Below are 22,723 nucleotides of genomic sequence, written 5' to 3' on the forward strand. Positions count from 1 at the left end.
GGCCGGTGGGCAGGGGCGCCTGAGCCTCGGGATACCTTGAGGTCAAGCGAACTGCTGCGCAGAACCCGTACCACGACAGGGGAATCATGAGCAAGATCAAGGTCGAGGGCACCGTCGTCGAGCTCGACGGCGACGAGATGACCCGGATCATCTGGCAGTTCATCAAGGACCAGCTGATCCTCCCGTACCTCGACGTGAACCTCGAGTACTACGACCTGGGCATCGAGAAGCGCGACGAGACCGACGACCAGATCACCATCGACTCGGCCAACGCCATCAAGAAGCACGGCGTCGGTGTCAAGTGCGCCACGATCACGCCGGACGAGGCGCGCGTCGAGGAGTTCGGCCTGAAGAAGATGTGGCGCTCCCCGAACGGGACGATCCGCAACATCCTCGGCGGCGTCATCTTCCGCGAGCCGATCATCATGTCCAACGTGCCGCGGCTGGTGCCGGGCTGGACCAAGCCGATCGTCGTCGGCCGTCACGCGTTCGGTGACCAGTACCGGGCGACGGACTTCCGCTTCCCGGGCGAGGGCACGCTGACGCTGACCTTCACGCCGAAGGACGGCTCGGAGCCCATCGAGCACGAGGTCTTCCAGTCGCCCGGCTCGGGCGTCGCGCTGGCCATGTACAACCTCGACGAGTCGATCCGCGACTTCGCGCGTGCGTCGATGAACTACTCGCTGCAGCGCGAGTACCCGCTGTACCTGTCGACCAAGAACACGATCCTCAAGGCCTACGACGGCCGGTTCAAGGACCTGTTCGCCGAGGTCTTCGAATCCGAGTTCAAGGACAAGTTCGACGCCGCCGGGATCACCTACGAGCACCGGCTGATCGACGACATGGTCGCGGCCTCCCTCAAGTGGGAGGGCGGCTACGTCTGGGCGTGCAAGAACTACGACGGTGACGTGCAGTCCGACACGGTCGCGCAGGGCTTCGGGTCGCTGGGCCTGATGACGTCGGTGCTCATGTCGCCCGACGGCCGCACGGTGGAGGCGGAGGCCGCGCACGGCACCGTCACCCGGCACTACCGGCAGCACCAGCAGGGCAAGGAGACGTCGACCAACCCGATCGCGTCGATCTTCGCCTGGACCCGGGGCCTGGCCCACCGCGGCAAGCTCGACAACACCCCCGAGGTCACCCGGTTCGCCGAGACGCTCGAGCGGGTCTGCATCGAGACCGTGGAGGGCGGTCAGATGACCAAGGACCTCGCCCTGCTCATCTCGAAGGACAGCCCCTGGCTGAACACCCAGGACTTCCTGGCGGCCATCGACGCCAACCTGCAGAAGGCCATGGCCAACTGACGGTCTGACGTAGCGCAGCGGCCCCCCACCTCCGGGTGGGGGGCCGCTGGCGTTTCCGCGAGATCGGGGAATCCGGGCTCATTGCGTCTCATGCGGGCCCGACAGGCCGATCTCGCGTCTGCCTGTGGACGACGACAGCGCGGGAACGCCGGTTTTTGGCAGTGTCCGCGCGTGCCCGCCCCCCGACGCCCCGATCCGCTGCGCGGGCGCGTGTTCCGGGGGCGCGATGCTGTCTCCGCCGGGCTGCTGACCCCCGATGCGCTCCGTGGACCGGCATGGCGACGGCTCTACCGGGGCGTCTACGCCGATGCCGAGCTGCCGGACACCCACGACCTCCGCATCGCGGGTGCACGTCTCCTGCTCCCTCCTGGCGGCGTATTCGGCGGGCGCACCGCTGCGCATCTGTTCGGCGCGGTGCAGCTGGTCGACCTCGCCGCACCCGTCGAGGTCACCGTCCCGCCGGGCACGTCCTTCGGCCCGGTGGCCGGCCTTCGTATCCGGCGAGGGCCGCTGCCCGCATCGGATGTCACGGTCATCGCGCACCGCCCCTGCACCTCGGAGCTGCGCACGGCGCTGGACCTGGCGCGATTCGAGACGATGGTCGACGGAGTCGTTGCGCTGGACATCCTGCTGGGGCGGCGGATCGTGCGTGCGTCCGAACTCGGAGAGGCCGTCGCCGAGCTCGCGCCGGGACGCGGGACGCGCCGGGCCCGGCGGGTGATCGAGTTGGCGGACGGGCGTGCGGAGTCACCCCAGGAGTCGCGGCTCCGGGTTCTGCTGAGTCTCGCCGGGCTGCTCACTGTCCCGCAGTACACGGTGCGGGACGAGGAGGGCCACTTCGTGGCACGGGTGGATCTCGCGTTCCCCGAGTTGCGGCTCGCGATCGAGTACGACGGCACGTGGCACGGCGAGGCGGGGCAGCTGAGCCGGGATCGACGCCGGATGAACGGTCTCTCCGCCGCGGGGTGGACTGTCTTCTACGTGACGGCGGCTGACATGCACGACCCGGTGTTGCTCGTGGCCCGCCTACGCGCGCTCATCGCGAAATGCGGGAAATCGGGCTCGTCGAGCGCACATTGAGCCCGGATTCCCCAATCTCGCCGGCCCGGCCCGGGGACGTCAGGCGAAGAGTTGGGTCCACCAGGGGCCGCCGGCGCCCTCGGCGACGCCCACCCCGAGCCGGGTCAGGTCGCAGTCGAGGATGTTCGCCCGGTGGCCGGCGCTTCTCATCCACGCGTCCATGACGGCGGCGGGACCGGGCTGGCCGTACGCGATGTTCTCCGCGTGGGCGACCAGCCCCGCCTTGGCGGCGCGGGCGAACGGGTCGAGCCCGTCGGGGTTCACGTGGTCGAAGAAGTGGCGGTCGCGCATGTCCGCGCTGTGCGCCTGGGCCACGGCGGCCAGGGCGGGGTCGGCGGTCAGTGCGCCGCAGCCGGCGGCGGCGCGCTGCACGTTCACCAGCGCGAGCACCCGGCCCTCGGCGCTCGGGTCCGCCGGCTGCGCCGCGGCCGGAGCGGGAGCGGCGGCCGCTGCAGCAGGAGCGGGCGCGGGTGTCGCAGCAGGAGTGGGCGCGGGTGCCGGAGCGGGTGCCGGCGCGGCCGCTGGGGCCGGGGCAGGTGCCACGGGAGCGGCGTCCGGCGTGACCGGGGCCGTGCTCGCCGAACCCGCGAACGCGTCGGTCGAGGACCGCTCCGGCGCGTCGGACGACGTGCTCACGCCGGCGAACGTGGACGACGAGGCCGGGCGCCCGTCGCGGCCCATGACCACGGGGGAGTCGCCCCCGGTCGTCCGCGCGGCGCTCGACGCGGCGAACGAGTCCAGCGCGACGAACGGCGTCCCGTCGACGGCTCCGGAGACGACCGGCACCGAGAGGACCAGTGCGGTCAGGACGGTGCTGACCAGCGCACCCAGGGCGAGTCGCACGCCGCGCCGACGCGAGCGGAGGCCGAGGAGGCCGACGGCGACGTCCAGGAACCGGGCCAGCCGATCGGACGGCGAGGCGGGGGCAGGACGATGGCGCACGAGGACCTCACGGGGCTTGATCACGATTCGTTACCCGACCGAGACTAAACGTATCGAGTTGATTACGGAAAGTCCCCGAGGAAAATGTCACGTTGTGCCAGTTGACGGTCCCGGCCCCGGCGACCAGGCACCATGGACGGCGTGAGCCCCAACCGAATACCTCGAGGAGTGCGCCGCCGGTGAGCGACGTCTGGCTCAACATCGTCATGGTCGTGGCCTTCGTCCTGATCGGAGGCGTCTTCTCCGGGGCCGAGATCGCACTGGTCTCCCTCCGCGAGTCCCAGGTCCGCGGACTCGCCGAGAACGGCGGACGACGCGGCAAGGCCGTGCAGCGCCTGCTCAGCGATCCCAACCGCTTCCTCGCCGCGGTCCAGGTCGGCGTCACCCTGGCCGGCTTCTTCTCCGCGGCCTTCGGCGCCAGCACGCTCTCCGCCCCGCTGGCCGACCGGATGGTCACGTGGGGCCTGAGCCCCGGGCTGTCCGACACCCTGGCCCTCGTCGCGGTCACGATCGCGATCAGCTACCTGTCGCTGGTGGTCGGCGAGCTGACCCCCAAGCGGCTGGCGCTGCAGCGGGCCGAGGGCTTCGCGCTGATCGTGGCCGCGCCGCTGAACGCGATCGCCAAGCTGTCCCGGCCGGTCATCTGGCTGCTGTCGGCGTCGACCAACGTCCTCGTCCGGCTGTTCGGCGGCGACCCGAAGGTGAGCGGCGAGTCGATCAGCCAGGAGGAGCTGCGCGATCTGGTCGCCGCGCACGAGTCGCTCAGCAGCGACGAGCGCCGGCTGATCGACGAGGTGTTCCGGGCCGGTGAGCGCGAGGTGCGCGAGGTGATGACGCCGCGCACGGAGGTGGGTTTCCTCGACGCGTCCATGACCGCCAGCCGCGCGGCCAAGCAGGTCGCCGACTCCAACTGGTCACGGTTCCCGGTCGCCGGGCGCGACGAGGACGACGTCGTCGGCTTCGTGCACGTCCGCGACCTCTTCCTCCCCAACCACCCTGCGGGTCGCGCCGCCACGGTCGGCGACCTCGCCCGCGAGGTGAAGCGTCTGCCCGGGACGGCGGGTGTGCTCACCGCGCTGTCGGAGATGCGCCGGGAGAACCAGCACCTCGCGATCGTCATCGACGAGTACGGCGGCACCGACGGGATCGTCACCCTCGAGGACCTCATCGAGGAGGTCATCGGCGAGATCTACGACGAGTACGACGAGGAGGTCGCACCCGAGGGCAAGCAGGCACCCGGCGGCCCGCGCGAGGTCGACGGCCTGCTCAACCTGGACGACTTCGCCGAGGCCACCGGCCTGGAGCTCCCCGACGGCCCCTACGAGACCGCCGCCGGGTACGTCCTGGCCGAGCTGGGCCGACTACCCGAGATCGGCGACACCATCGAGGTCGAGGGGCGCACGATCGCGGTCGTCGAACTCGACGGACGGCGGATCGCCCGGCTGCTGGTCGGTCCGGCGCCGGCAAACGACGAGGACCACCGCACGGAGGCGACCAGCGGTTAGCGCCGCCGGCTCACGACCCAGGCGTCGCGCACGATGCCGGCCAGGTCGGTGTGCCGCGGCTCCCAGCCCAGGTCGGCGCGGATGAGCTCGCTGGAGGCGACCAGCTGCGCGGGGTCGCCGGCGCGGCGCGCGCCGACCTCCACGGGGACGGCGTGCCCGGTGACCGACCGGACGGCGTCCACGACCTCCTGCACGGAGAAGCCGGTGCCGTTGCCGAGGTTGTAGATCCGGTGCTCGCCCGGCGCCGGCGCGAGCAGCGCGAGCAGGTGGGCGTCGGCGAGGTCGGCGACGTGGACGTAGTCGCGGATGCACGTGCCGTCGGGCGTCGGGTAGTCCTCGCCGAAGACGGTCAGCACCTCCCGCTGACCGGCGGCGACCTGGAGCGCGATCGGGATGAGGTGCGTCTCGGTGGCGTGCCGCTCGCCCAGCCCGAAGGCGGCGCCGGCGACGTTGAAGTAGCGCAGGCTCACCGCGGCGAAGCCGTGGGCGACGGCGTACGAGGTCAGCATGGAATCGACGGCGAGCTTCGAGGCGCCGTAGGTGTTGGTCGGCCGGGTCGGTGCGTCCTCGCGGATCGGCACCGACTCGGGCTCCCCGTAGGTGGCCGCCGTGGAGGAGAAGACGATCCGCCGGCAGTCGGCGGCACGCATCGCCTCGAGCAGGGCGAGCGAGCCACCGACGTTCGTGTGCCAGTACTCGTAGGGCTGCTGCTGCGACACCCCGACGAGGCTCTTGGCGGCGAAGTGCAGCACCGCCTCGGGACGGACGGCGGCGAGCACCGGCGCCGAGTCGTGCAGCGAGGCCTGGACGAATCGGGCGCCCGGCGAGACGGCGTCCGCATGGCCGGTCGAGAGGTCGTCGAGCACCGTGACCTCGTGACCCTCGGCCAGCATGGCGGCCGTGACTACGCTGCCGATGTAGCCGGCCCCACCGGCGACGAGTACGCGCATGGAGTCACCCTAGGTCGGAGGTCGGAAACGTCGTGGTGAGCGCTCGGCCGGCCGTCCAGGAGCTGCCTTCCTACAAGCCCGGTCGCAACCCGGCCGACTTGGCCCGCGAGATCGGTGTCGACCGCGCGATCAAGCTCGCGAGCAACGAGGTGGCCTTCCCGCCGCTGCCGGCCGTCGTCGAGGCGCTGGCCGCCGCCGCGGCAGACACCAACCGGTACCCGGACAACGGGGCCGTCGTCCTGACGCACGCCCTCGCCGACCGCTACGGGGTGGACCCCACGCAGGTGGCCACCGGCTGCGGCGCCGTCACGATCCTGCAGGAGCTGGCGCAGGCCTTCAACGACCCGGGCACGAGCATCGCCTACGCCTGGCGCTCCTTCGAGATGTACCCGCTCCTGGCCCGCGTCGCGGGCGCCCGGGCGATCCAGGTGCCGCTCGTGCCCGGCGTCCCGGGCGGCCCCGCGGACACCCATGACCTCGAGGCGATGGCCGCGGCGATCGACGACACCACCCGCCTGGCGTTCGTCTGCAACCCGAACAACCCCACGGGGACGGCGGTGCGGCGGGCGGAGCTGGAGAAGTTCCTGGACGCCGTCCCGGAGCAGACGCTGGTCGTGCTCGACGAGGCCTACCGCGAGTTCGTCACCGACCCCGACGTGCCCGACGGGCTCGAGCTCATGCGCGGCCGCCCCAACGTCGCCGTCCTCCGCACCTTCTCGAAGGCCTGGGGGCTGGCCGGCATCCGCGTGGGCTACCTGATCGCCGAGGACCCGGCCGTCGCCGAGTCGGTCGGCAAGACCCACGTGCCGTTCAGCGTCTCGATGCTCGCCCAGGCGGCCGCGGTCGCCGCGCTGGCCAGCGAGGACGAGGTGCGGGCCCGCTGCGCCGCGGTCACCGAGGAGCGCGCGCGGCTGACCGGGGCGCTGCGCGACCGGGGGTTCGACGTCGCCGACAGCCAGGCCAACTTCGTGTGGCTGCCCGTCGGGGAGCAGACGGCGTCGCTGGCGGCCGCCCTCGAATCGCGCGCCGTCATCACCCGGCCGTTCGCCGGCGAGGGCGTCCGGGTGACGGTCGGCACCCCCGAGGAGGACGACATCTTCCTCGCGGCACTCGACGACGTCTGCCGCGGGTTTCCGGCGTCATGACCTGCGCGACCGTTCCCTCGAGCCGGTACGGAACGGGGAGGGCCGGAACGTGACCCGACGGCGGCTGGTTTGATGGCCGACGTGCCACCGTCTGTCATGCCATTGCCCCGTGTGCTCTCCGGCATCCAGCCGACGGCGGATTCCTTCCACCTCGGGAACTACCTGGGGGCCCTCCGCCAGTGGGTCGCCCTCCAGGACGGTCACGAGGCCTTCTACTGCGTCGTCGACCTGCACGCGATCACGCTGCCGCAGGACCCCGCCGAGCTCCGCCGGAACACCCTCGTCGCTGCGGCCCAGCTGGTCGCCCTCGGCGTCGACCCCGACCGCAGCACGCTGTTCGTGCAGAGCCACGTGCCGGAGCACCTGCAGCTCTCCTGGGTGCTGGAGTGCCTGACCGGGTTCGGCGAGGCCAGCCGGATGACCCAGTTCAAGGACAAGAGCCAGCGGGAGGGCACCAGCGGCTCCTCGGTCGGCCTGTTCACCTACCCGGTGCTCATGGCGGCCGACATCCTGGTCTACCAGGCCGACCAGGTGCCCGTGGGCGACGACCAGCGGCAGCACCTCGAGCTCACCCGGGATCTCGCGATCCGCTTCAACGGACGGTTCGGCGACACCTTCACGGTGCCCAGCGGCTTCATCCCGGAGGCCGCCGCGCGCGTCATGGACCTGCAGTCGCCGGACAAGAAGATGAGCAAGAGCCTGCCGCCCGCCGGCTGCGTCAACCTGCTCGACGACCCGGCCGTGACAGCGAAGAAGATCCGCTCCGCGGTCACTGACACCGGCCGCGAGGTCGTCTACGACCCGGAGACCAAGGCCGGGGTCAGCAACCTGCTGACCATCCACAGCGCGTTGTCGGGGCGCAGCATCCCCGAGCTCGAGGACTCCTTCGCCGGCCGCGGGTACGGGGACCTGAAGAAGGAGCTCGCCGAGGTGGTCACCGACTTCGTCACCCCCGTGCGGGCCCGCACCCAGGAGCTCCTGGGCGACCCCGCCGAGCTCGAGCGCGTGCTCGCCGCAGGTGCCGCCCGGGCCCGCGAGGTCGCCGGTGCGACGGTGGCCCAGGCGTACGAGCGGGTCGGGTTCCTGCCCCCGGCGGCGGGGGCGGGCGCATGAACGACGACACGTTCGTACCCCGCAGCCGGGCCGTGGAGCAGCACACCGTGCTCGGCATCGTCGTCCCCATCCCCGAGCCGTGGGCGCAGCTGCTGGTCGACTGGCGGGCCAAGGTGGGCGACCCGCAGGCCAACCTCGTGCCGCCGCACGTGACGTTGCTGCCGCCGACCGAGGTCGCGGTGGCCGACCGGCCCGCGATCAGCGCCCACCTCGCCGAGGTCGCCCGCGACCACCCGCCCTTCGAGATGCACCTGTCGGGCACGGGCACCTTCTCGCCGGTGTCGGAGGTGGTCTTCGTGACGGTGGCCAAGGGCATCGGCAACTGCGAGCTCCTCGCCACCGACGTCCGCAGCGGGCCGCTGGCCCGGCCGCTGTCCTTCCCGTACCACCCGCACGTCACGGTCGCCCACGACGTGCCGGCCGAGATGCTCGAGTTCGCCTACAACGGGCTGGCCGACCTCTCAGCGGCCTTCCCCGTGGAGGCGTTCACCGAGTTCGAGCAGACCCCGAGCGGGGCCTGGGCGGTCGCCCGCGAGTACCGGCTGACCGGACCGCCCCGGTAACGAGGCGCACCGCGCGGCGAAGCCGCAGACTCGGACGGTGAGTTCCTCGGACGGGCCCGGACGTCAGCCCCTGCTGACCCGGCTCTACGCCCGCGTGGAGTGGGGCATCGCGGAGCAGCGGCGCCGTCATCCGTGGTTCGACCACCTGGCCCGCGCCGGCGGACGCTACGAGCGGACCCAGGGCGACCTCATGTCGGCCGGGGTCACCTACTTCGCCTTTCTCTCACTGTTCCCGGTGCTGCTGCTGGTCGCCTCGATCATCGGGCTGGTGCTCGCAGGTGACGCCCTGCTCCAGCAGGAGCTCTTCGACGCGATCCGGCAGACCTTTCCCGGCACGGTGGGGCGGCAGCTCGTGCGGCAGCTCACCGACGCGGTCGACGGTGCGGGTGTCACCGGCCTGATCGGGCTCGCCGGCTTCCTGTACGCGGGGCTGCGGACGATGGACAAGCTCCGGGTCGGCATGGAGCGCATCTGGAAGGGCCACGTCGACCCCCCGGACATGCTCCGGGACAACGTGCAGGACGTTCTCGCGCTCGTGGTCCTCGGCGCCGTCGGGCTGGCGGGCCTGGGGCTGACCGGCGGGGTCACCCAGGCGACCTCGTGGGTGCTGCACCTGGTGGGTCTGGCCGACGAGACCGGCTACGGCGTGCTGACCTGGTTCGTCGGCCTCGCACTGGCACTGGTGAGCGACGTGGTGATCTTCCTGTGGCTGCTGCGCGTCGTCCCGTCGATCTCGCACCCGCTGAGGCGGCTGCTGCCGGGCGCTCTCTTCGGCGCGGTCGGGTTCGAGATCCTGAAGCTGATCGGCGGCTACTACCTGTCGCTGATCTCGGGCAGCGTCACGGCGTCGGCGTTCGGCGGGGCCGTCGGACTGCTGGTCTGGATCAACCTGGTCGCCCGCTTCGCGTTCTTCACGGCGGCGTGGACGGCAACCCTGCCGGCGGTGGCGGCGGAGTCTCCGGAGCCCCGGCCGGACGTCGTCCCGGCGGCCGCCTGACCGCCTGGCCCGCAGGGCCGGGCGACGGGGCGGTACGGACGGCGCTACGGCGACTAGTGACCGTGGCGACGACGATCAGCAGCGCCGTGCCCCCCAGCGTGACCGGCACGACCGGGAACGTGGTCCCGGTCCCAACCCGGACGGCGGCCGTCAAGCGGCGCGGCGCGGGACGGGTGGGGCTCGCCGACGCCGACGGCGCGGCGGCGACCTCGCCCGGCGAGACGAGGCGCCCCACCCCTCTCGTGCCGGCCGGGAGCGCGAAGCCCCAGTCCAGGAGCAACGCCGCCTGCTGCGGCCCCAGCAGCGGCTTGTTCTCGGTGTCCATGAGGCTGACCACCAGCGTGCGGCCGTTGCGGGTGGCCGCGGTCACGAACGTGTGCCGTGCGGCGTCGGTGAAGCCGGTCTTCCCGCCGAGGTCGCCCGGGTAGGTCGCCAGCAGCGGGTTCTGGCTCTGGATCTGGAAGCCGGGGGAGCGGCCCTCGACCGCGGGCATCTGCGCGGTCGGGGTCGCGAGGACCGCCGCGGTGCCCGGATCGGAGATCAGGGCGCGGAAGATCAACGCCAGGTCGTAGGGGGATGTCGACTGGCCCGCCATGTCGAGCCCGGACGGCGTCCCCGCGACCGTGTCGTAGGCGCCGATGGCGCGGGCGGTCTCGTTCATCGCCGCGACCGTGACGTCGACCCCGCCCGCGGCACGGGCCAGCGCGTTGGCCGCATCGTTGCCCGACTGCAGGATCAGCGCCTGGAAGAGCAGCGACACCGGGTACTGCCCGCCCTCGACCAGGCCGACCCGGCTGCCCTCGATGTTCGCGTCCTCCGCAGTGCCCACCACGACCCGCGCGGGGTCCAGCAGCGGGTGGAGCGTGAGCAGGGTCAGGGTCTTCAGCGTGCTCGCCGGGTAGTAACGGCCGTGCGGGTCGCGGGCGGCCAGGACCTCGCCGGTGCCGGCATCGGCCACCAGGAAGCCGGCGGCGGGGATCCCCGCGGGCAGCGTCGGTGCGCCGTCGGCGACGACCAGGCCCCGGGTCCCGAGCTCAGGTCCGCCGACGGTTCCGCCGCCTGGCCCGTGACCCTGCGGCGGTCGGACCGGGTACGGCGAGGTGGGGGTAGGCGCGGACGGGTCGGCGGTGGGCCGGGCGTCGTCCGCCGCGGCCGGGCCGACGGTCAGCAGGACCGCACAGAGCCCGGCGACGAGTGCGGCGACGGCCCGACGTGCACCCCTCCGTGACCACCGCATGCAGGCACGGTAGGCGCGCGGACGCAGCGATGAGCAGCCGAGTCCCGGCGGGAGCGTTCGCAACGATCGGGTCTCAGATGGGTTCCGGCCGGGGGCGACCCGCCGTCACGACGCTAACGTTCCTCAGTCCTAAGCCATCTTCGGCCGACCACGTGCGGCAGAACGGCAGCGGATCCCTTGCACCCAACGGGACGTGCCTCGAACCCAGGTGGTCGTCCCCCCAGAGAGGAGATCGTCTTGCGCGCAGCGCGGATGACGAAGGCCGCGGCGTTGCTGCTGGCCGGCAGCATGGCCCTCGCGGCCTGTGCCAGCGACGAGAAGAGCGGGAGCGCCGGCGGCAACAGCAGCTCCGGCGGTGGTGACCTCAAGATCGGTCTCGCCTACGACACCGGCGGCCGCGGTGACCGCTCCTTCAACGACTCCGCCTACGCGGGCGTCGAGGCCGCGATCAAGGACCACGGCGCCAAGGTCTCCGAGCTGAGCCCCAACTCCGACGCCTCCAACCGCGCCGAGCTGCTGACCCAGCTCGCCGACGGCGGCTACAACCCGATCATCGCCGTCGGTTTCGCCTACGGCGAGGACGTGGCCGCGGTGGCGAAGCAGTACCCCGACACGAGCTTCGCGATCATCGACTCGTCGGTGGCCCAGGCCGGCCTGAAGAACCTGACCGGTCTGCTGTTCGCCGAGAACGAGGGGTCCTTCCTCGCGGGCGTCGCGGCCGCGCTCAAGTCGACGACCGGCCACATCGGCTTCGTCGGCGGCGTGGACACCCAGCTGATCCACAAGTTCGAGGCCGGTTACGTCGCGGGCGCCAAGGCCGTGAAGCCGGACATCCAGATCGACCGCCAGTACATCTCGCCCGAGGGTGACTTCTCCGGGTTCAACGACCCGGCGAAGGGCCAGATCGTGGCGAAGGGCATGTACGACGCCGGCGCCGACATCGTCTACCACGCCGCCGGTGGCTCCGGCCTCGGCGTTTTCCAGGCGGCCGCCGCCGCGAACAAGCGGGCGATCGGTGTCGACTCCGACCAGTACAACACCGTCGACGACCCGGCCCTCCAGGCCGTGATCATGACGTCGATGCTCAAGCGGGTCGACAACGCCGTCCAGGCGTACATCGACAGCTTCGTCAACGGAAAGGTCCAGGGCGGCAAGGACGTCGTCAACGACCTCTCGACCGACGGCGTCGGCCTCGCCACCAGCGGTGGCTTCATCGACGACATCAAGAGCAAGATCGACGACTACAAGAAGAAGATCATCGACGGCGACATCAAGGTTCCGACCCAGCCGTGATGAGCTGACGGGGGGTCGCCGCGACGGCCCGACGTCGGATCGCGCACCACGGGGCGGGCCCGGGCAGCACTCTGTGCCCGGGCCCGCCCTCGTGTTCCGGTACACCCACCCGGGTGCGGGCTCCCGGAGAGTCGCCCCGGTACGACATCATGCGACGGAGCCTGCGGACGACCCCGCACGGACCGGCACAGAGTTCAGACGCGCCGCGCACACCCGCGGCCGAGGGAGAGGGCCACACATGCCTGCACCGGCAGGAGGCGTGCCGTACGCGGTGGAACTGCACGGCATCACGAAGCGGTTCCCGGGAGTGGTGGCCAACCGTGACGTCGAGCTCCGGGTGGCCCGCGGCGAGGTGCACGCGATCGTCGGGGAGAACGGGGCGGGCAAGTCCACCCTGATGAAGACGCTGTACGGCGAGCACCGGCCCGACGAGGGCACCATCTCCATCGACGGCCGCGAGGTGAGCTTCCGCAGCCCGGCCGACGCCATCGCCGCCGGGATCGGCATGGTGCACCAGCACTTCATGCTGGCCGACAACTTCACCGTCCTCGAGAACATCGTCCTCGGCAGCGAGCCGACCAAGGGCGGCCGCCTGGACCGTGGCGAGGCACGTCGTCGGATCCTGGAGATCTCCGACCGGTACGCGCTCGACCTCGAGCCCGACGTCCTGGTCGAGGAACTCGGCGTCGGCGACCGGCAGCGCGTCGAGATCGCCAAGGTGCTCTACCGCGACGCCCGCATCCTGATCCTCGACGAGCCCACCGCCGTCCTGGTGCCCCACGAGGTCGACGAGCTGTTCGGCAACCTGACCGAGCTCAAGCGCGAGGGCCTGACCGTCATCTTCATCTCGCACAAGCTGGACGAGGTGCGCAAGGTCGCCGACGCGATCACCGTCATCCGCCGCGGCACGACCGTCGGCGAGGCCGACCCGAAGACGACGACCGTGCGCCAGCTGGCCGAGATGATGGTCGGCTCCGAGCTGCCCTCGCCCGAGACCCGCACCTCCACCGTCCGCACGACCTCCGTGCTGGAGCTGCAGAGGGTGACGGTGCCGACCACGGGTGGCCGGGCGGCCGTCGACGACGTGAGCCTCGTCGTCCGCGAGGGCGAGGTCGTGGGCATCGCGGGCGTCGAGGGCAACGGTCAGGCCGAACTCGTCGACGCGATCATGGGCCTGCGGCCGCTGGCCGCCGGGACCGTCCGGCTCGGCGACGAGGACATCAGCGCGTGGAGCACGCGGGCCCGCCGGGAGGCGGGCATCGGCTTCATCCCCGAGGACCGGCACCGCCAGGGCATGCTCCTCGAGGCGAGCCTCTGGGAGAACCGGATCCTCGGCCACCAGACCCGTCCACCGGCCGCGAAGGGCTGGTTCATCGACCGCAAGGCCGCCCGCGCCGACACCGAGCGGGTGATGAAGGACTACGACGTGCGGGCCCCCGGACCGGACACGCTCGCCGTCGCCCTCTCCGGCGGCAACCAGCAGAAGCTGATCGTCGGCCGCGAGATGGAGTCCGGGCCCCGTGTGCTCATCGCGGCTCATCCGACCCGCGGCGTCGACATCGGCGCGCAGGCGGCGATCTGGGAGCTGCTCAAGGACGCCCGTGCCGAAGGGATGGCCATCCTGCTCATCTCCGCCGACCTGGACGAGCTGATCGGGCTGTCCGACACGCTGCACGTCATGCTGCGGGGCCGGCTTGTCGCGACGCTCGACCCGGGCACGGTCACGCCCGAACAGCTCGGCGGGCACATGACCGGCGCGCTCGGAACGGCAGGTGCCGCGTGAACGCCGTCCGGCGGCTGGGACCGGCCCTGCTCGCGCCCGTGCTCGCCGTCGTCGTCGCCGTGGTCATCTCCTCGGCGGTCATGGCCGCGCTGCAGGTCAACCCGTTCCGCGTCTTCGAGGTGATGGTCGACTTCGGCGAGACCCCGAGCCAGCAGATCACCGCGCTCGTCGTCATCCTCGACCGGGCGATCCCGCTCTTCCTGGCCGGGCTGGCCGTGGCCATCGCCTTCCGCATGGGGCTGTTCAACATCGGGGTCGAGGGCCAGTACCGCCTGGCCACCATCATCGCCGCCGCGGCCGGTGCCGCCGTCAGCCTGCCGGGCCCGTTGCACGTCGTCCTGATCGTCGCCGTCGCGATGCTCGTGGCGGCCTTCTGGGCCGGGCTGGTGGCCGTGCTGAAGGTGACCCGGGGCGTCAGCGAGGTGATCAGCTCGATCATGCTGAACTTCGTCGCCCTGGGGCTGGCTTCGTACCTGCTCACCGGGCCCTTCCGGGGGAGCCCGCCGGGGAGCCAGATCGTGGGCACCGCGGACATCCCCGAGTCCGGCTGGGTGCCCGGCCTCAACAGCATCTTCGACCTGTTCGGGCTGGCCAACCCCCCGCGCCAGCTCTACGGCTTCCTGATCATCGCGGCGATCGTCGGGATCGCAGTCTCGGTGCTCCTGAACCGCACCCGCTTCGGCTTCGACCTGCGCGCCAGCGGGCTGTCGCCGTCGGCGGCCAGCGCGAGCGGGGTCGACGCCCGCGGCATGGTCGTCAAGACCATGCTGCTGTCCGGCGCCGTCGCCGGGCTCATCGGGCTGCCCGACCTGCTCGGCAGCACCCACGCCTACACCACCAACTTCACCGCCGGCCTGGGCTTCCTCGGGATCGCGGTGGCGCTGCTCGGGCGCAACAAGCCGGGTGGCATCGCGCTGGCGGCGCTGCTGTTCGCGTTCCTCGACCGTGCCCTCGTGCCCCTGCAGATCGCCGACTTCCCCGCGTCGGTGGTCACGATCATCCAGGGCACGATCGTGCTGGCCGTGGTCGTCTCCAACGAGGTCGCCAAGCGCGTCGCCCGGCGGTCCGCCGAGCGCAGCAGGGTCGAGCCCGCCGCCGGCGCCGGTCCCGGTGGGACGCCGCCGGCCGGTGGGCCCGTCGACGAGCGCCAGGAGGTGCAGGCATGAGCACGGTCCTGACGACGCCCGCCACGCAACCCGGCCGCGGGCCGATCACCCACCTGCTCACCGGCGGGGGCCGGTCCCGGGGGGCGCTGTGGATCCTGGCCGGGGTGCTGGTGCTGCTGTCGGTGGTCCGCCTCATCAGCGGCCAGGACGCGCTCACGTCGTCCTCGACGATGTCCGCTGCGCTGCTGCTGGCCGTGCCGATCGGCCTGGCCGCCCTCGGCGGTCTCTTCTCCGAGCGGGCCGGCGTCGTCAACATCGGCCTCGAGGGCATGATGATCCTCGGCACCTGGGGTGCCGGCTGGGCCGGCTACCAGTGGGGCTGGGGCGCCGCGCTCGCCGGTGGCCTGGTGTTCGGCGCCCTCGGCGGCCTCCTGCACGCGGTCGCCACGGTCACCTTCGGGGTCGACCACGTGGTCTCCGGCGTCGCCATCAACATCCTTGCCGCCGGAGTGGCCCGGTTCCTCTCCGAGCTGCTCTACACCGACAACCCGGCCGGTGGCGGCGTCACGCAGTCACCCGCGCTGTCGAGCAAGCCGCCGTCGCTGTCGCTGCCGGTGCTCTCCTCCGGTCCGGATCTCCTCGGCGACCTCGAGGCCCGCCACTGGTTCCTGCTCAGCGACCTCGCCGGCGTCCTGCGGGGCGTCACGCAGGGGGTCGGCGTCCTCACCCTGCTGGCCGTGCTGCTCATCCCGGCGACCTACTTCTTGCTGTGGCGCACGGCCTTCGGCCTGCGCCTGCGCGCCTGCGGCGAGAACCCGGCCGCGGCCGACTCCCTCGGCGTCCGGGTCTACCGGATGAAGTACATCGCGGTGATCATCTCCGGGGCGCTCGCGGGCATGGGCGGTGTCTTCCTGGTCTTCATCGCCGGCATCTACCGCGAGAACCAGACCGGGGGACGTGGCTTCATCGGTCTGGCGGCGCTGATCTTCGGCAACTGGCGTCCGGGCGGGCTGGCGGCCGGCGCGGCCCTGTTCGGCTTCTCCGACGCCCTGCAGTTGCGCAGCCGGAGTGCGGTCGTGGCCCTGCTGCTGCTCGTCGCCCTGATCCTGGTCGCGGTCGCGATCTGGAAGGCGGTCCAGCGCCGGCTGGTGCAGGCGGTGCTCTCCGCGGTGGTGGCCGCCGCCGCGCTGGTCGGCTTCCTGCTCATCGACCAGCTGCCCCCGGGCATCGTGTCCTTCACCCCCCACCTGACCACGCTCCTGGTGCTGTCCCTCGCCACGCAACGGCTGCGCATGCCAAAGGCCGACGGGCTGGTCTACCGACGAGGAGAGCACTAGTGAGCGAACCGATCGACTGGGCCGCGCTGCGCACGGCGGCCCGGGAGGCGATGACGCACGCCTACGCGCCCTACTCGAAGTTCCCGGTGGGTGTTGCCGGCCTGGTAGACGACGGACGGCTGGTGACCGGCTGCAACGTCGAGAACGCCTCCTACGGGCTGGGCCTGTGCGCCGAGTGCGGCATGGTCAGCGACCTCGCGCGCACCGGCGGCGGCCGGCTGGTCGCGGTGGCGTGCGTCGGCGGCGACGGGCAGCCGCTGATGCCCTGCGGGCGCTGCCGGCAGCTGCTGTGGGAGCACGGTGGGGCGGACATGCTCATCGAGACGGTGTCGCTGGGCATCGTGCCGATGCGGGACGTCCTGCCGGACGCGTTCGGCCCCGAGGACCTGGTCGCTGCCGCCGAGCGGGGCGCGTAGTGGACGCGATCGACGTCCTCCGGACCAAGCGGGACGGCGGCACGCTCTCGGCCGACCAGATCCGCTGGGTGATCGACGCCTACACCCGCGGCGTGGTCCCGGACGAGCAGATGAGCGCCCTGCTGATGGCGGTGTTCTTCCGCGGGATGTCGGCCGAGGAGCTCGCCGTCTGGACCCAGGCGATGATCGACTCCGGCGAGCGCAAGGACCTCTCCTCGCTGGGCCGGCCGACCGCCGACAAGCACTCCACCGGTGGCGTCGGCGACAAGATCACCCTTCCGCTCGCGCCTCTCGTGGCGGCGTGCGGAGTGGCGGTGCCGCAGCTGTCCGGCCGGGGTCTGGGCCACACCGGCGGCACGCTGGACAAACTGGAGGCGATCCCCGGCTGGCGGGCCGACGTGCACGAGGAGGCCTACCTCCGGCAGCTGCGCGAGGTGGGTGCCGTGATCTGCGCGGCCGGCAACGACCTGGCGCCGGCGGACAAGAAGCTCTACGCCCTGCGCGACGTCACCGGCACGGTCGAGTCGATCCCGCTGATCGCGAGCTCCATCATGAGCAAGAAGATCGCCGAGGGCGCCGACGCGCTGGTCCTGGACGTGAAGACCGGCTCCGGGGCCTTCATGAAGGATCCCGAGGCCTCCCGCGAGCTGGCGCGCACCATGGTCGGGCTCGGCGAGGCCGCCGGGGTGCGCACGGTCGCCCTGGTGACGGCGATGGACAGGCCGCTGGGCCGCGCGGCGGGCAACGCCGTCGAGGTCGCCGAGTCCGTCGAGGTGCTGGCCGGCGGAGGGCCGGCCGACGTCGTCGAACTGACCCTGGCGCTGGCCCGCGAGATGCTCGCGGGGGCCGGACGTCCGGACGTCGATCCCGCCGATGCCCTGGTCGACGGGCGTGCCATGGACGTCTGGCGGCGCATGATCGCCGCGCAGGGCGGAGACCCCGACGCGGCGCTGCCGACGCCGGCCGAGACCCACGTGGTCACGGCGCCGGCGACCGGCACGCTGACCCGCCTCGACGCCTTCGCCCTCGGCGTGGCCGCCTGGCGGCTCGGTGCCGGGCGGGCGCGCAAGGAGGACCCGGTGTCGGCGGCGGCCGGCGTCGTCTGGCGTGCCGGCGTGGGGGAGCAGGTGACCGCCGGTCAGCCGCTGCTGGAGCTGCAGACCGACGACGCCGACCGCATCCCGCGGGCGCTGGAGGCACTGGAGGACGCGATCGGCGTCGACACCGACGACCGGCCCCTTCCGCTGATCCTGGACCGCATCACGCAGGAGTGACGCGGCACACTCAGGGTCAGGGAGGAGACTGTGCCCTCGTGACGTCGACTTCCACGGCCCCCGCAGTTCGCGGTGGGCCGCTCGCCGGTGCTCCACTCGACCCCGACGCCGCCATCTCGATCCGCGGCCTGGGAAAGCGGTACGGCGAGTTCGTCGCCGTCGACGGGCTCGACCTCGACATCAGGCGCGGTGAGATCTTCGCGCTGCTCGGCCCCAACGGCGCCGGCAAGACGACGACGGTCGAGATCTGCGAGGGCTACCGCGCGCGCGACGCCGGCCAGGTGCGGGTGCTCGGCGCGGACCCGGCGGACGGCGCACGGCGGTGGAAGGCGCAGCTGGGCATCGTGCTGCAGTCGGGGGCCGGTGACAGCCAGCTCACCTGCCGGGAGATGTTGCAGGCGCAGGCCGCCTACTACCCGGACCCGCGGGATCCCGACGAGGTGCTGGAGCTGGTCGGCCTGGCCGAGAAGGCGAAGTCCCGGGGCAAGTCGCTCTCCGGTGGGCAGCGCCGGCGGCTGGACGTCGCCCTCGGCATCATCGGCGGCCCGACCCTGCTGTTCCTCGACGAGCCGACCACCGGCTTCGACCCCGAGGCCCGCCGCCAGTTCTGGTCGCTGATCCGGTCCTTGCGCGACCTGGGGACGACGATGCTGCTCACCACCCACTACCTCGACGAGGCCGAGGCGCTCGCCGACCGCGTCGGTGTCATCGCCCGCGGGCGCCTGGTCGAGGTCGCCGTCCCCTCGGCCCTCGGTGGCCGGGAGACCGCACCCGCCGTCGTCAGCTGGACCGAGAACGGCACCCGCCGCACCGAGGCGACCGCCACCCCCACGGCGTTCCTGCGCGAACTGGCCGGCCGCTTCCCCGGCGAGATCCCGGAGCTGGCCGTGACCCGGCCGACCCTCGAGGACGTGTACCTGTCGATGATCGGACAGTCGCGATGACCACCACGACGACGACCCGGACCGACGTCGCGCTCCCGTCCGTGGCCTCGGTCTACCGCATCCGTGGGGGAGTGGAGCTCAAGGAGTTCTTCCGTCAGCGGGAGTCCGTGGTCTTCACCCTGCTGTTCCCGGTGATCCTGCTGACCGTGTTCGGCGCGGTGCTGAACTACGACCTCGGCGCCGGCGTCACCTTCACCCAGTACTTCATGGCCGGGATCATCGCCGCGGGCATCCTCGGCGCCAGCCTGCAGAACATGGCGATCAGCATCGCGACCGAACGCTCGGACGGGACGCTGAAGAGCCTGGTCGGCACGCCGATGCCGAAGAGCGCGTACTTCGTCGGCAAGATCGTCCAGGTCCTCGCCGTCACCGTGCTGATCATCGTGATCCTGCTCGCGGTCGGCGTCTTCGCCTACGGCATCGACCTGCCGTCGGGCAGCGACTGGGTCACCTTCGTGTGGGTCGCGGCGCTGGGTTCGGCGGCGTGCACGCTGCTGGGCATCTCCGTCTCCAGCCTCGCGAAGAACGGCCGGTCGGCGTCGGCGATGATCACGCCCATCGCGCTGGTCCTGCAGTTCATCTCCGGCGTCTTCTTCCAGTTCAGCCAGGTGCCGGTCTGGATGCAGACGATCGCCTCCCTCTTCCCGCTGAAGTGGATGGCGCAGGGTCTGCGCTCGGTCTTCCTCCCCGAGGTCATGGCGCGGCAGGAACCGGCCGGCTCCTGGGAGCTGGGCCGCGTGGCGCTGGTCCTCGGCGTCTGGTGTGTCGTCGGGCTGCTCCTCTGTGTCGCCACCTTCCGCTGGCAGGACCGCGACGCCGGCTGAGTTACGTTTCCTCGGTGCCCGCACCGCTGAACGCCGATTCCGTCCGCCGCGCCCCCAAGGTCCTGCTGCACGATCACCTGGACGGCGGCCTGCGGCCCGGCACGGTGCTGGAACTCGCCGACGAGTTCGGCTACGGCGAGCTGCCTGCCGCGGACCCCGAGCGGCTGGGCACCTGGTTCCGGCAGGCGGCCGACTCCGGGTCGCTCGTGCAGTACCTGGAGACGTTCGCGCACACGGTGGGGGTCATGCAGACCCCCGACGCGATCCACCGGGTCGCCCGGGAGTGCGCGCTGGACCTCGCGGCCGACGGCGTCGTCTACGCCGAGGTACGGTTCGCCCCGGAGCTCTCGACGGCGCAGGGTCTGGCCATCGAGGACGTCGTGGAGGCGATGGTCGACGGCTTCTCGGTGGGCGGCCGGGAGGCGGCCGAGGCCGGCACGCCGATCCGGGTCGGTGCCCTGTTGTGCGCCATGCGGCAGAACGACCGCTGGGACGAGGTCGCCGGGCTGGTGATCCGCTACCGCGACGTCGGCGTGGTCGGCTTCGACCTGGCCGGACCGGAGATCGGTTTCCCCCCGGACCGGCTGCCGTCGGCCATCGGGATGCTCGTGGGTGCCGGGGCGCACCGCACCGTCCACGCCGGTGAGGCCGACGGCATCGAGAGCATCCGCGCGGCCCTGGACGGTGCGCACGCCGAGCGGCTCGGCCACGGCGTGCGGATCGCCGACGAGGTTCCTTCGGAGGGAGAGCTCGGCCCGCTCGCGCGCCGCGTGCGCGACGAGCAGGTGACGCTGGAGATCGCGCCGTCGTCCAACGTGCAGACCGGCGCCTACCCGTCACTGGCGGCGCACCCCGTCGACCGCCTGCACCGGCTGGGCTTCGCGGTCACCGTGAACACCGACAACCGGCTGATGAGCGGGGTGTCGGCGAGCAGCGAGCTCACCGACGTCGCGGCCACGTTCGGGTGGTCCTGGGACGACGTCCAGACGGTCACCGAGCGCGCGCTCGCGGCGGCGTTCCTGCCGGAATCCGACCGGAAGCACCTGCTCGACGTCCTCGTCCGCCCGGGCTACGCGGCGCTGCGGGACTGACGTCCGACCGGGTCGGGTGACCACGGCCACCTCGTGCTGGGGAATCCCCGAGCGATCTTCGCTGCTAACCTGGGCGTACCGGCACATCGGCCGGTCATCCTCCCGGACGGTTTGTCCGGGCATGAGCGCCATCCGTGCAGATCCCGCGTTCCACACCTGGGCGCAGCTGATCTCCCGCGAGGTCGTCGCCTGCGGCGCCCTCCAATTCCACGGGACCGCGCTCCGAGCTGTAACGGAGCCCCACCCCGCATGACTGTGGTCCACCCTGTCTCGTTCGAGTCCAACTCGGCCGACGACGCCGTTCCCACCACTCCCGTCGAGGTCCCCGAGGGCCCGACGTTCCACCAGCTGGGTCTGCCCCAGCCGCTGGTCACCGCCCTCGAGCGGCGCGGCATCCACCGCCCGTTCGCCATCCAGACCTCCGCACTCCCGGACGCGCTCGCCGGCCGTGACGTGCTCGGCAAGGCCGCGACGGGCTCGGGCAAGACGCTGGCCTTCGGCCTGCCGCTGCTCGCCCGCATCGGCGCCGAGGTCAAGCAGGGTCGCCGCGCCCCGCGTGGCCTGGTGCTCGTGCCCACCCGTGAGCTCGCCCAGCAGGTGCACGACAACCTGGCGCCCCTCGGCCAGGCCACCGGTGTGCAGCTGGCGACCGTCTACGGCGGCGCGCCCATGTACCGCCAGATCCAGCAGCTGCGCCGCGGGGTCGACGTCATCATCGCGACCCCCGGCCGCCTGCAGGACCTGATCAACCAGGGCGAGGCCACCCTCGCCGAGGTCGTCATCACGGTCCTCGACGAGGCCGACTTCATGGCCGACCTGGGCTTCCTCCCGGTCGTCAAGGAGCTGCTGGACCAGACCGTCTCCGACGCGCAGCGCCTGCTGTTCTCGGCCACGCTGGACGGCGAGGTCGACTCGCTCGTCCGCCGCTACCTGAAGGACCCGGCGCGGCACGAGGTCAAGCGCGCCGGCGACGACGCCCCGCCCGCCGAGCACCTGGCGTTCAGCCTCGCGTTCCGCGACAAGCTGCAGGTCGCCACCGAGCTGGCGTCGCGGCCTGGCCGCACGATCGTCTTCGCGCGCACCCAGCTGGGTGTGGACCGGCTGGCCGAGAACCTGAAGGCCGCCGGCATCAAGGCCGAGGCGATCCACGGCGGGCTCCCGCAGTCGGCGCGCAAGCGCGCGCTGGAGGAGTTCACCGACGCCCGTTCGCCGGTTCTGGTCGCCACGGACGTCGCCGCCCGCGGCATCCACGTGGACGACGTGTCGCTGGTCCTGCACTACGACCCGCCGACGGACGCCAAGACCTACCTGCACCGCTCGGGCCGCACCGCCCGCGCCGGTGCCGCCGGTGTCGTCGTCTCGCTGCTCCTGCCCGACCAGGTGGGCCAGGCCAAGCGCCGGTTCCGCACCGCCAAGGTGGGGGACCCCGCCATCGACCGCATCCGTCCCGGCGACCAGGCGATCACCGACCTGGTGGCCAAGGGCGTGCACGTCGAGCCCAAGGAGCGAACCCAGCGCGACATGCGCCGTGGCCCGGGTGGGCCCGGCGGGCGTCCGCGTCGGGACGGCGACCGTCCCGGCGGCCACCGTGGCGGTCCGCGCCGTTCGTACGGCGACCGCCCGTCCGGTTCGGGTGAGCGTTCCTACGGCGACCGGGGCCCGCGCTCCGGTGGGCGGCCCAGCCGTCCGTCGCGCTACTCCAGCTGAGAAAGCACCCCGTCCTCCTCACCGCTCGCACGCTCGCGGCGAGCCTCTGGACGGGGCGCTGAACGACGAAGCAGCCGGTCCCGGGTCACCCCGGGGCCGGCCGCTTCGTCGT

Annotated in this window: 20 protein-coding genes; 17 read left to right on the forward strand and 3 right to left on the reverse strand. The window is 72.1% G+C overall.

Going from position 1 to position 22,723, the window contains the following annotated elements; all coding sequences use genetic code 11:
• The first annotated feature begins 86 nt into the window (after positions 1-86).
• Entirely contained in the window at positions 87-1,304 is a 1,218-nt protein-coding gene (locus tag AC2H4J_RS13410; protein ID WP_487465366.1) for an NADP-dependent isocitrate dehydrogenase, read from the forward strand.
• 171 nt (positions 1,305-1,475) lie between these two features.
• Entirely contained in the window at positions 1,476-2,384 is a 909-nt protein-coding gene (locus AC2H4J_RS13415; protein ID WP_487465367.1) for a type IV toxin-antitoxin system AbiEi family antitoxin, read from the forward strand.
• 39 nt (positions 2,385-2,423) lie between these two features.
• Here the strand turns inward: AC2H4J_RS13415 and AC2H4J_RS13420 are convergent, their stop codons facing one another.
• Complete coding sequence (locus tag AC2H4J_RS13420) at positions 2,424-3,350, reverse strand: CAP domain-containing protein (RefSeq protein WP_487465368.1); 927 nt, start codon at positions 3,348-3,350, stop codon at positions 2,424-2,426.
• 155 nt (positions 3,351-3,505) lie between these two features.
• Between AC2H4J_RS13420 and AC2H4J_RS13425 the strand changes: the two genes are divergently transcribed.
• Entirely contained in the window at positions 3,506-4,831 is a 1,326-nt protein-coding gene (locus AC2H4J_RS13425) for a hemolysin family protein (RefSeq protein ID WP_487465369.1), read from the forward strand.
• On the opposite strand, the gene galE is transcribed toward AC2H4J_RS13425, so the two are convergent.
• A complete protein-coding gene (gene galE, locus AC2H4J_RS13430; protein ID WP_487465370.1) occupies positions 4,828-5,781 on the reverse strand; it encodes a UDP-glucose 4-epimerase GalE in 954 nt (317 codons plus the stop codon). The two genes, AC2H4J_RS13425 and galE, sit on opposite strands and share 4 nt — an antisense overlap.
• A 35-nt stretch (positions 5,782-5,816) precedes the next feature.
• Between galE and hisC the strand changes: the two genes are divergently transcribed.
• The 4 genes from hisC (at position 5,817) to AC2H4J_RS13450 (ending at position 9,599) form a co-directional block, all read left to right on the forward strand.
• Positions 5,817-6,926 carry a histidinol-phosphate transaminase gene (gene hisC / locus AC2H4J_RS13435; RefSeq protein ID WP_487465371.1) on the forward strand — a complete coding sequence of 370 codons (1,110 nt, stop codon included), beginning with the start codon at positions 5,817-5,819 and terminating at the stop codon, positions 6,924-6,926.
• Between the two features lie 96 nt (positions 6,927-7,022).
• Entirely contained in the window at positions 7,023-8,039 is a 1,017-nt protein-coding gene (trpS, locus tag AC2H4J_RS13440) for a tryptophan--tRNA ligase (protein ID WP_487465372.1), read from the forward strand.
• The gene (locus tag AC2H4J_RS13445) at positions 8,036-8,602 is read left to right on the forward strand and encodes a 2'-5' RNA ligase family protein (protein WP_487465373.1); all 567 of its coding nucleotides are present in this window, start codon (positions 8,036-8,038) and stop codon (positions 8,600-8,602) included. The genes trpS and AC2H4J_RS13445 overlap by 4 nt, the downstream gene beginning before the upstream one ends.
• A 37-nt stretch (positions 8,603-8,639) precedes the next feature.
• On the forward strand, positions 8,640-9,599 hold the full coding sequence (locus tag AC2H4J_RS13450; RefSeq protein ID WP_487465374.1) for a YihY/virulence factor BrkB family protein: 960 nt from the start codon (positions 8,640-8,642) through the stop codon (positions 9,597-9,599).
• Here AC2H4J_RS13450 and AC2H4J_RS13455 read toward each other — a convergent pair.
• Positions 9,514-10,836 carry a D-alanyl-D-alanine carboxypeptidase family protein gene (locus AC2H4J_RS13455; protein WP_487465375.1) on the reverse strand — a complete coding sequence of 441 codons (1,323 nt, stop codon included), beginning with the start codon at positions 10,834-10,836 and terminating at the stop codon, positions 9,514-9,516. The two genes, AC2H4J_RS13450 and AC2H4J_RS13455, sit on opposite strands and share 86 nt — an antisense overlap.
• Before the next feature lie 237 nt (positions 10,837-11,073).
• Here AC2H4J_RS13455 and AC2H4J_RS13460 point away from each other — a divergent pair, with 237 nt between their 5' ends.
• The 10 genes from AC2H4J_RS13460 to AC2H4J_RS13505 all read left to right on the forward strand — a co-directional run bounded on the left by AC2H4J_RS13460 (position 11,074) and on the right by AC2H4J_RS13505 (position 22,611).
• Positions 11,074-12,129, forward strand: coding sequence for a BMP family lipoprotein (locus AC2H4J_RS13460; protein WP_487465376.1), 1,056 nt, complete (start codon positions 11,074-11,076; stop codon positions 12,127-12,129).
• Positions 12,130-12,367: 238 nt separating this feature from the next.
• Entirely contained in the window at positions 12,368-13,912 is a 1,545-nt protein-coding gene (locus AC2H4J_RS13465) for an ABC transporter ATP-binding protein (RefSeq protein ID WP_487465377.1), read from the forward strand.
• A complete protein-coding gene (locus AC2H4J_RS13470) occupies positions 13,909-15,078 on the forward strand; it encodes an ABC transporter permease (protein ID WP_487465378.1) in 1,170 nt (389 codons plus the stop codon). Before AC2H4J_RS13465 ends, AC2H4J_RS13470 begins: the two co-directional genes overlap by 4 nt.
• The gene (locus AC2H4J_RS13475; protein ID WP_487465379.1) at positions 15,075-16,355 is read left to right on the forward strand and encodes an ABC transporter permease; all 1,281 of its coding nucleotides are present in this window, start codon (positions 15,075-15,077) and stop codon (positions 16,353-16,355) included. The genes AC2H4J_RS13470 and AC2H4J_RS13475 overlap by 4 nt, the downstream gene beginning before the upstream one ends.
• Positions 16,355-16,771, forward strand: coding sequence for a cytidine deaminase (locus tag AC2H4J_RS13480; protein ID WP_487465380.1), 417 nt, complete (start codon positions 16,355-16,357; stop codon positions 16,769-16,771). Before AC2H4J_RS13475 ends, AC2H4J_RS13480 begins: the two co-directional genes overlap by 1 nt.
• Positions 16,771-18,045: a thymidine phosphorylase gene (locus tag AC2H4J_RS13485; RefSeq protein ID WP_487465381.1), complete on the forward strand. Its 1,275-nt coding sequence runs from the start codon at positions 16,771-16,773 to the stop codon at positions 18,043-18,045. Before AC2H4J_RS13480 ends, AC2H4J_RS13485 begins: the two co-directional genes overlap by 1 nt.
• A 38-nt stretch (positions 18,046-18,083) precedes the next feature.
• The gene (locus AC2H4J_RS13490; protein ID WP_487465382.1) at positions 18,084-18,989 is read left to right on the forward strand and encodes an ABC transporter ATP-binding protein; all 906 of its coding nucleotides are present in this window, start codon (positions 18,084-18,086) and stop codon (positions 18,987-18,989) included.
• On the forward strand, positions 18,986-19,813 hold the full coding sequence (locus AC2H4J_RS13495; protein WP_487465383.1) for an ABC transporter permease: 828 nt from the start codon (positions 18,986-18,988) through the stop codon (positions 19,811-19,813). Before AC2H4J_RS13490 ends, AC2H4J_RS13495 begins: the two co-directional genes overlap by 4 nt.
• Before the next feature lie 14 nt (positions 19,814-19,827).
• Positions 19,828-20,904, forward strand: coding sequence for an adenosine deaminase (locus AC2H4J_RS13500; protein ID WP_487465384.1), 1,077 nt, complete (start codon positions 19,828-19,830; stop codon positions 20,902-20,904).
• Positions 20,905-21,153: 249 nt separating this feature from the next.
• A complete protein-coding gene (locus AC2H4J_RS13505) occupies positions 21,154-22,611 on the forward strand; it encodes a DEAD/DEAH box helicase (RefSeq protein ID WP_487465385.1) in 1,458 nt (485 codons plus the stop codon).
• Positions 22,612-22,723 lie beyond the last annotated feature (112 nt).

The organism is Blastococcus sp. OS1-29, from assembly GCF_057628075.1.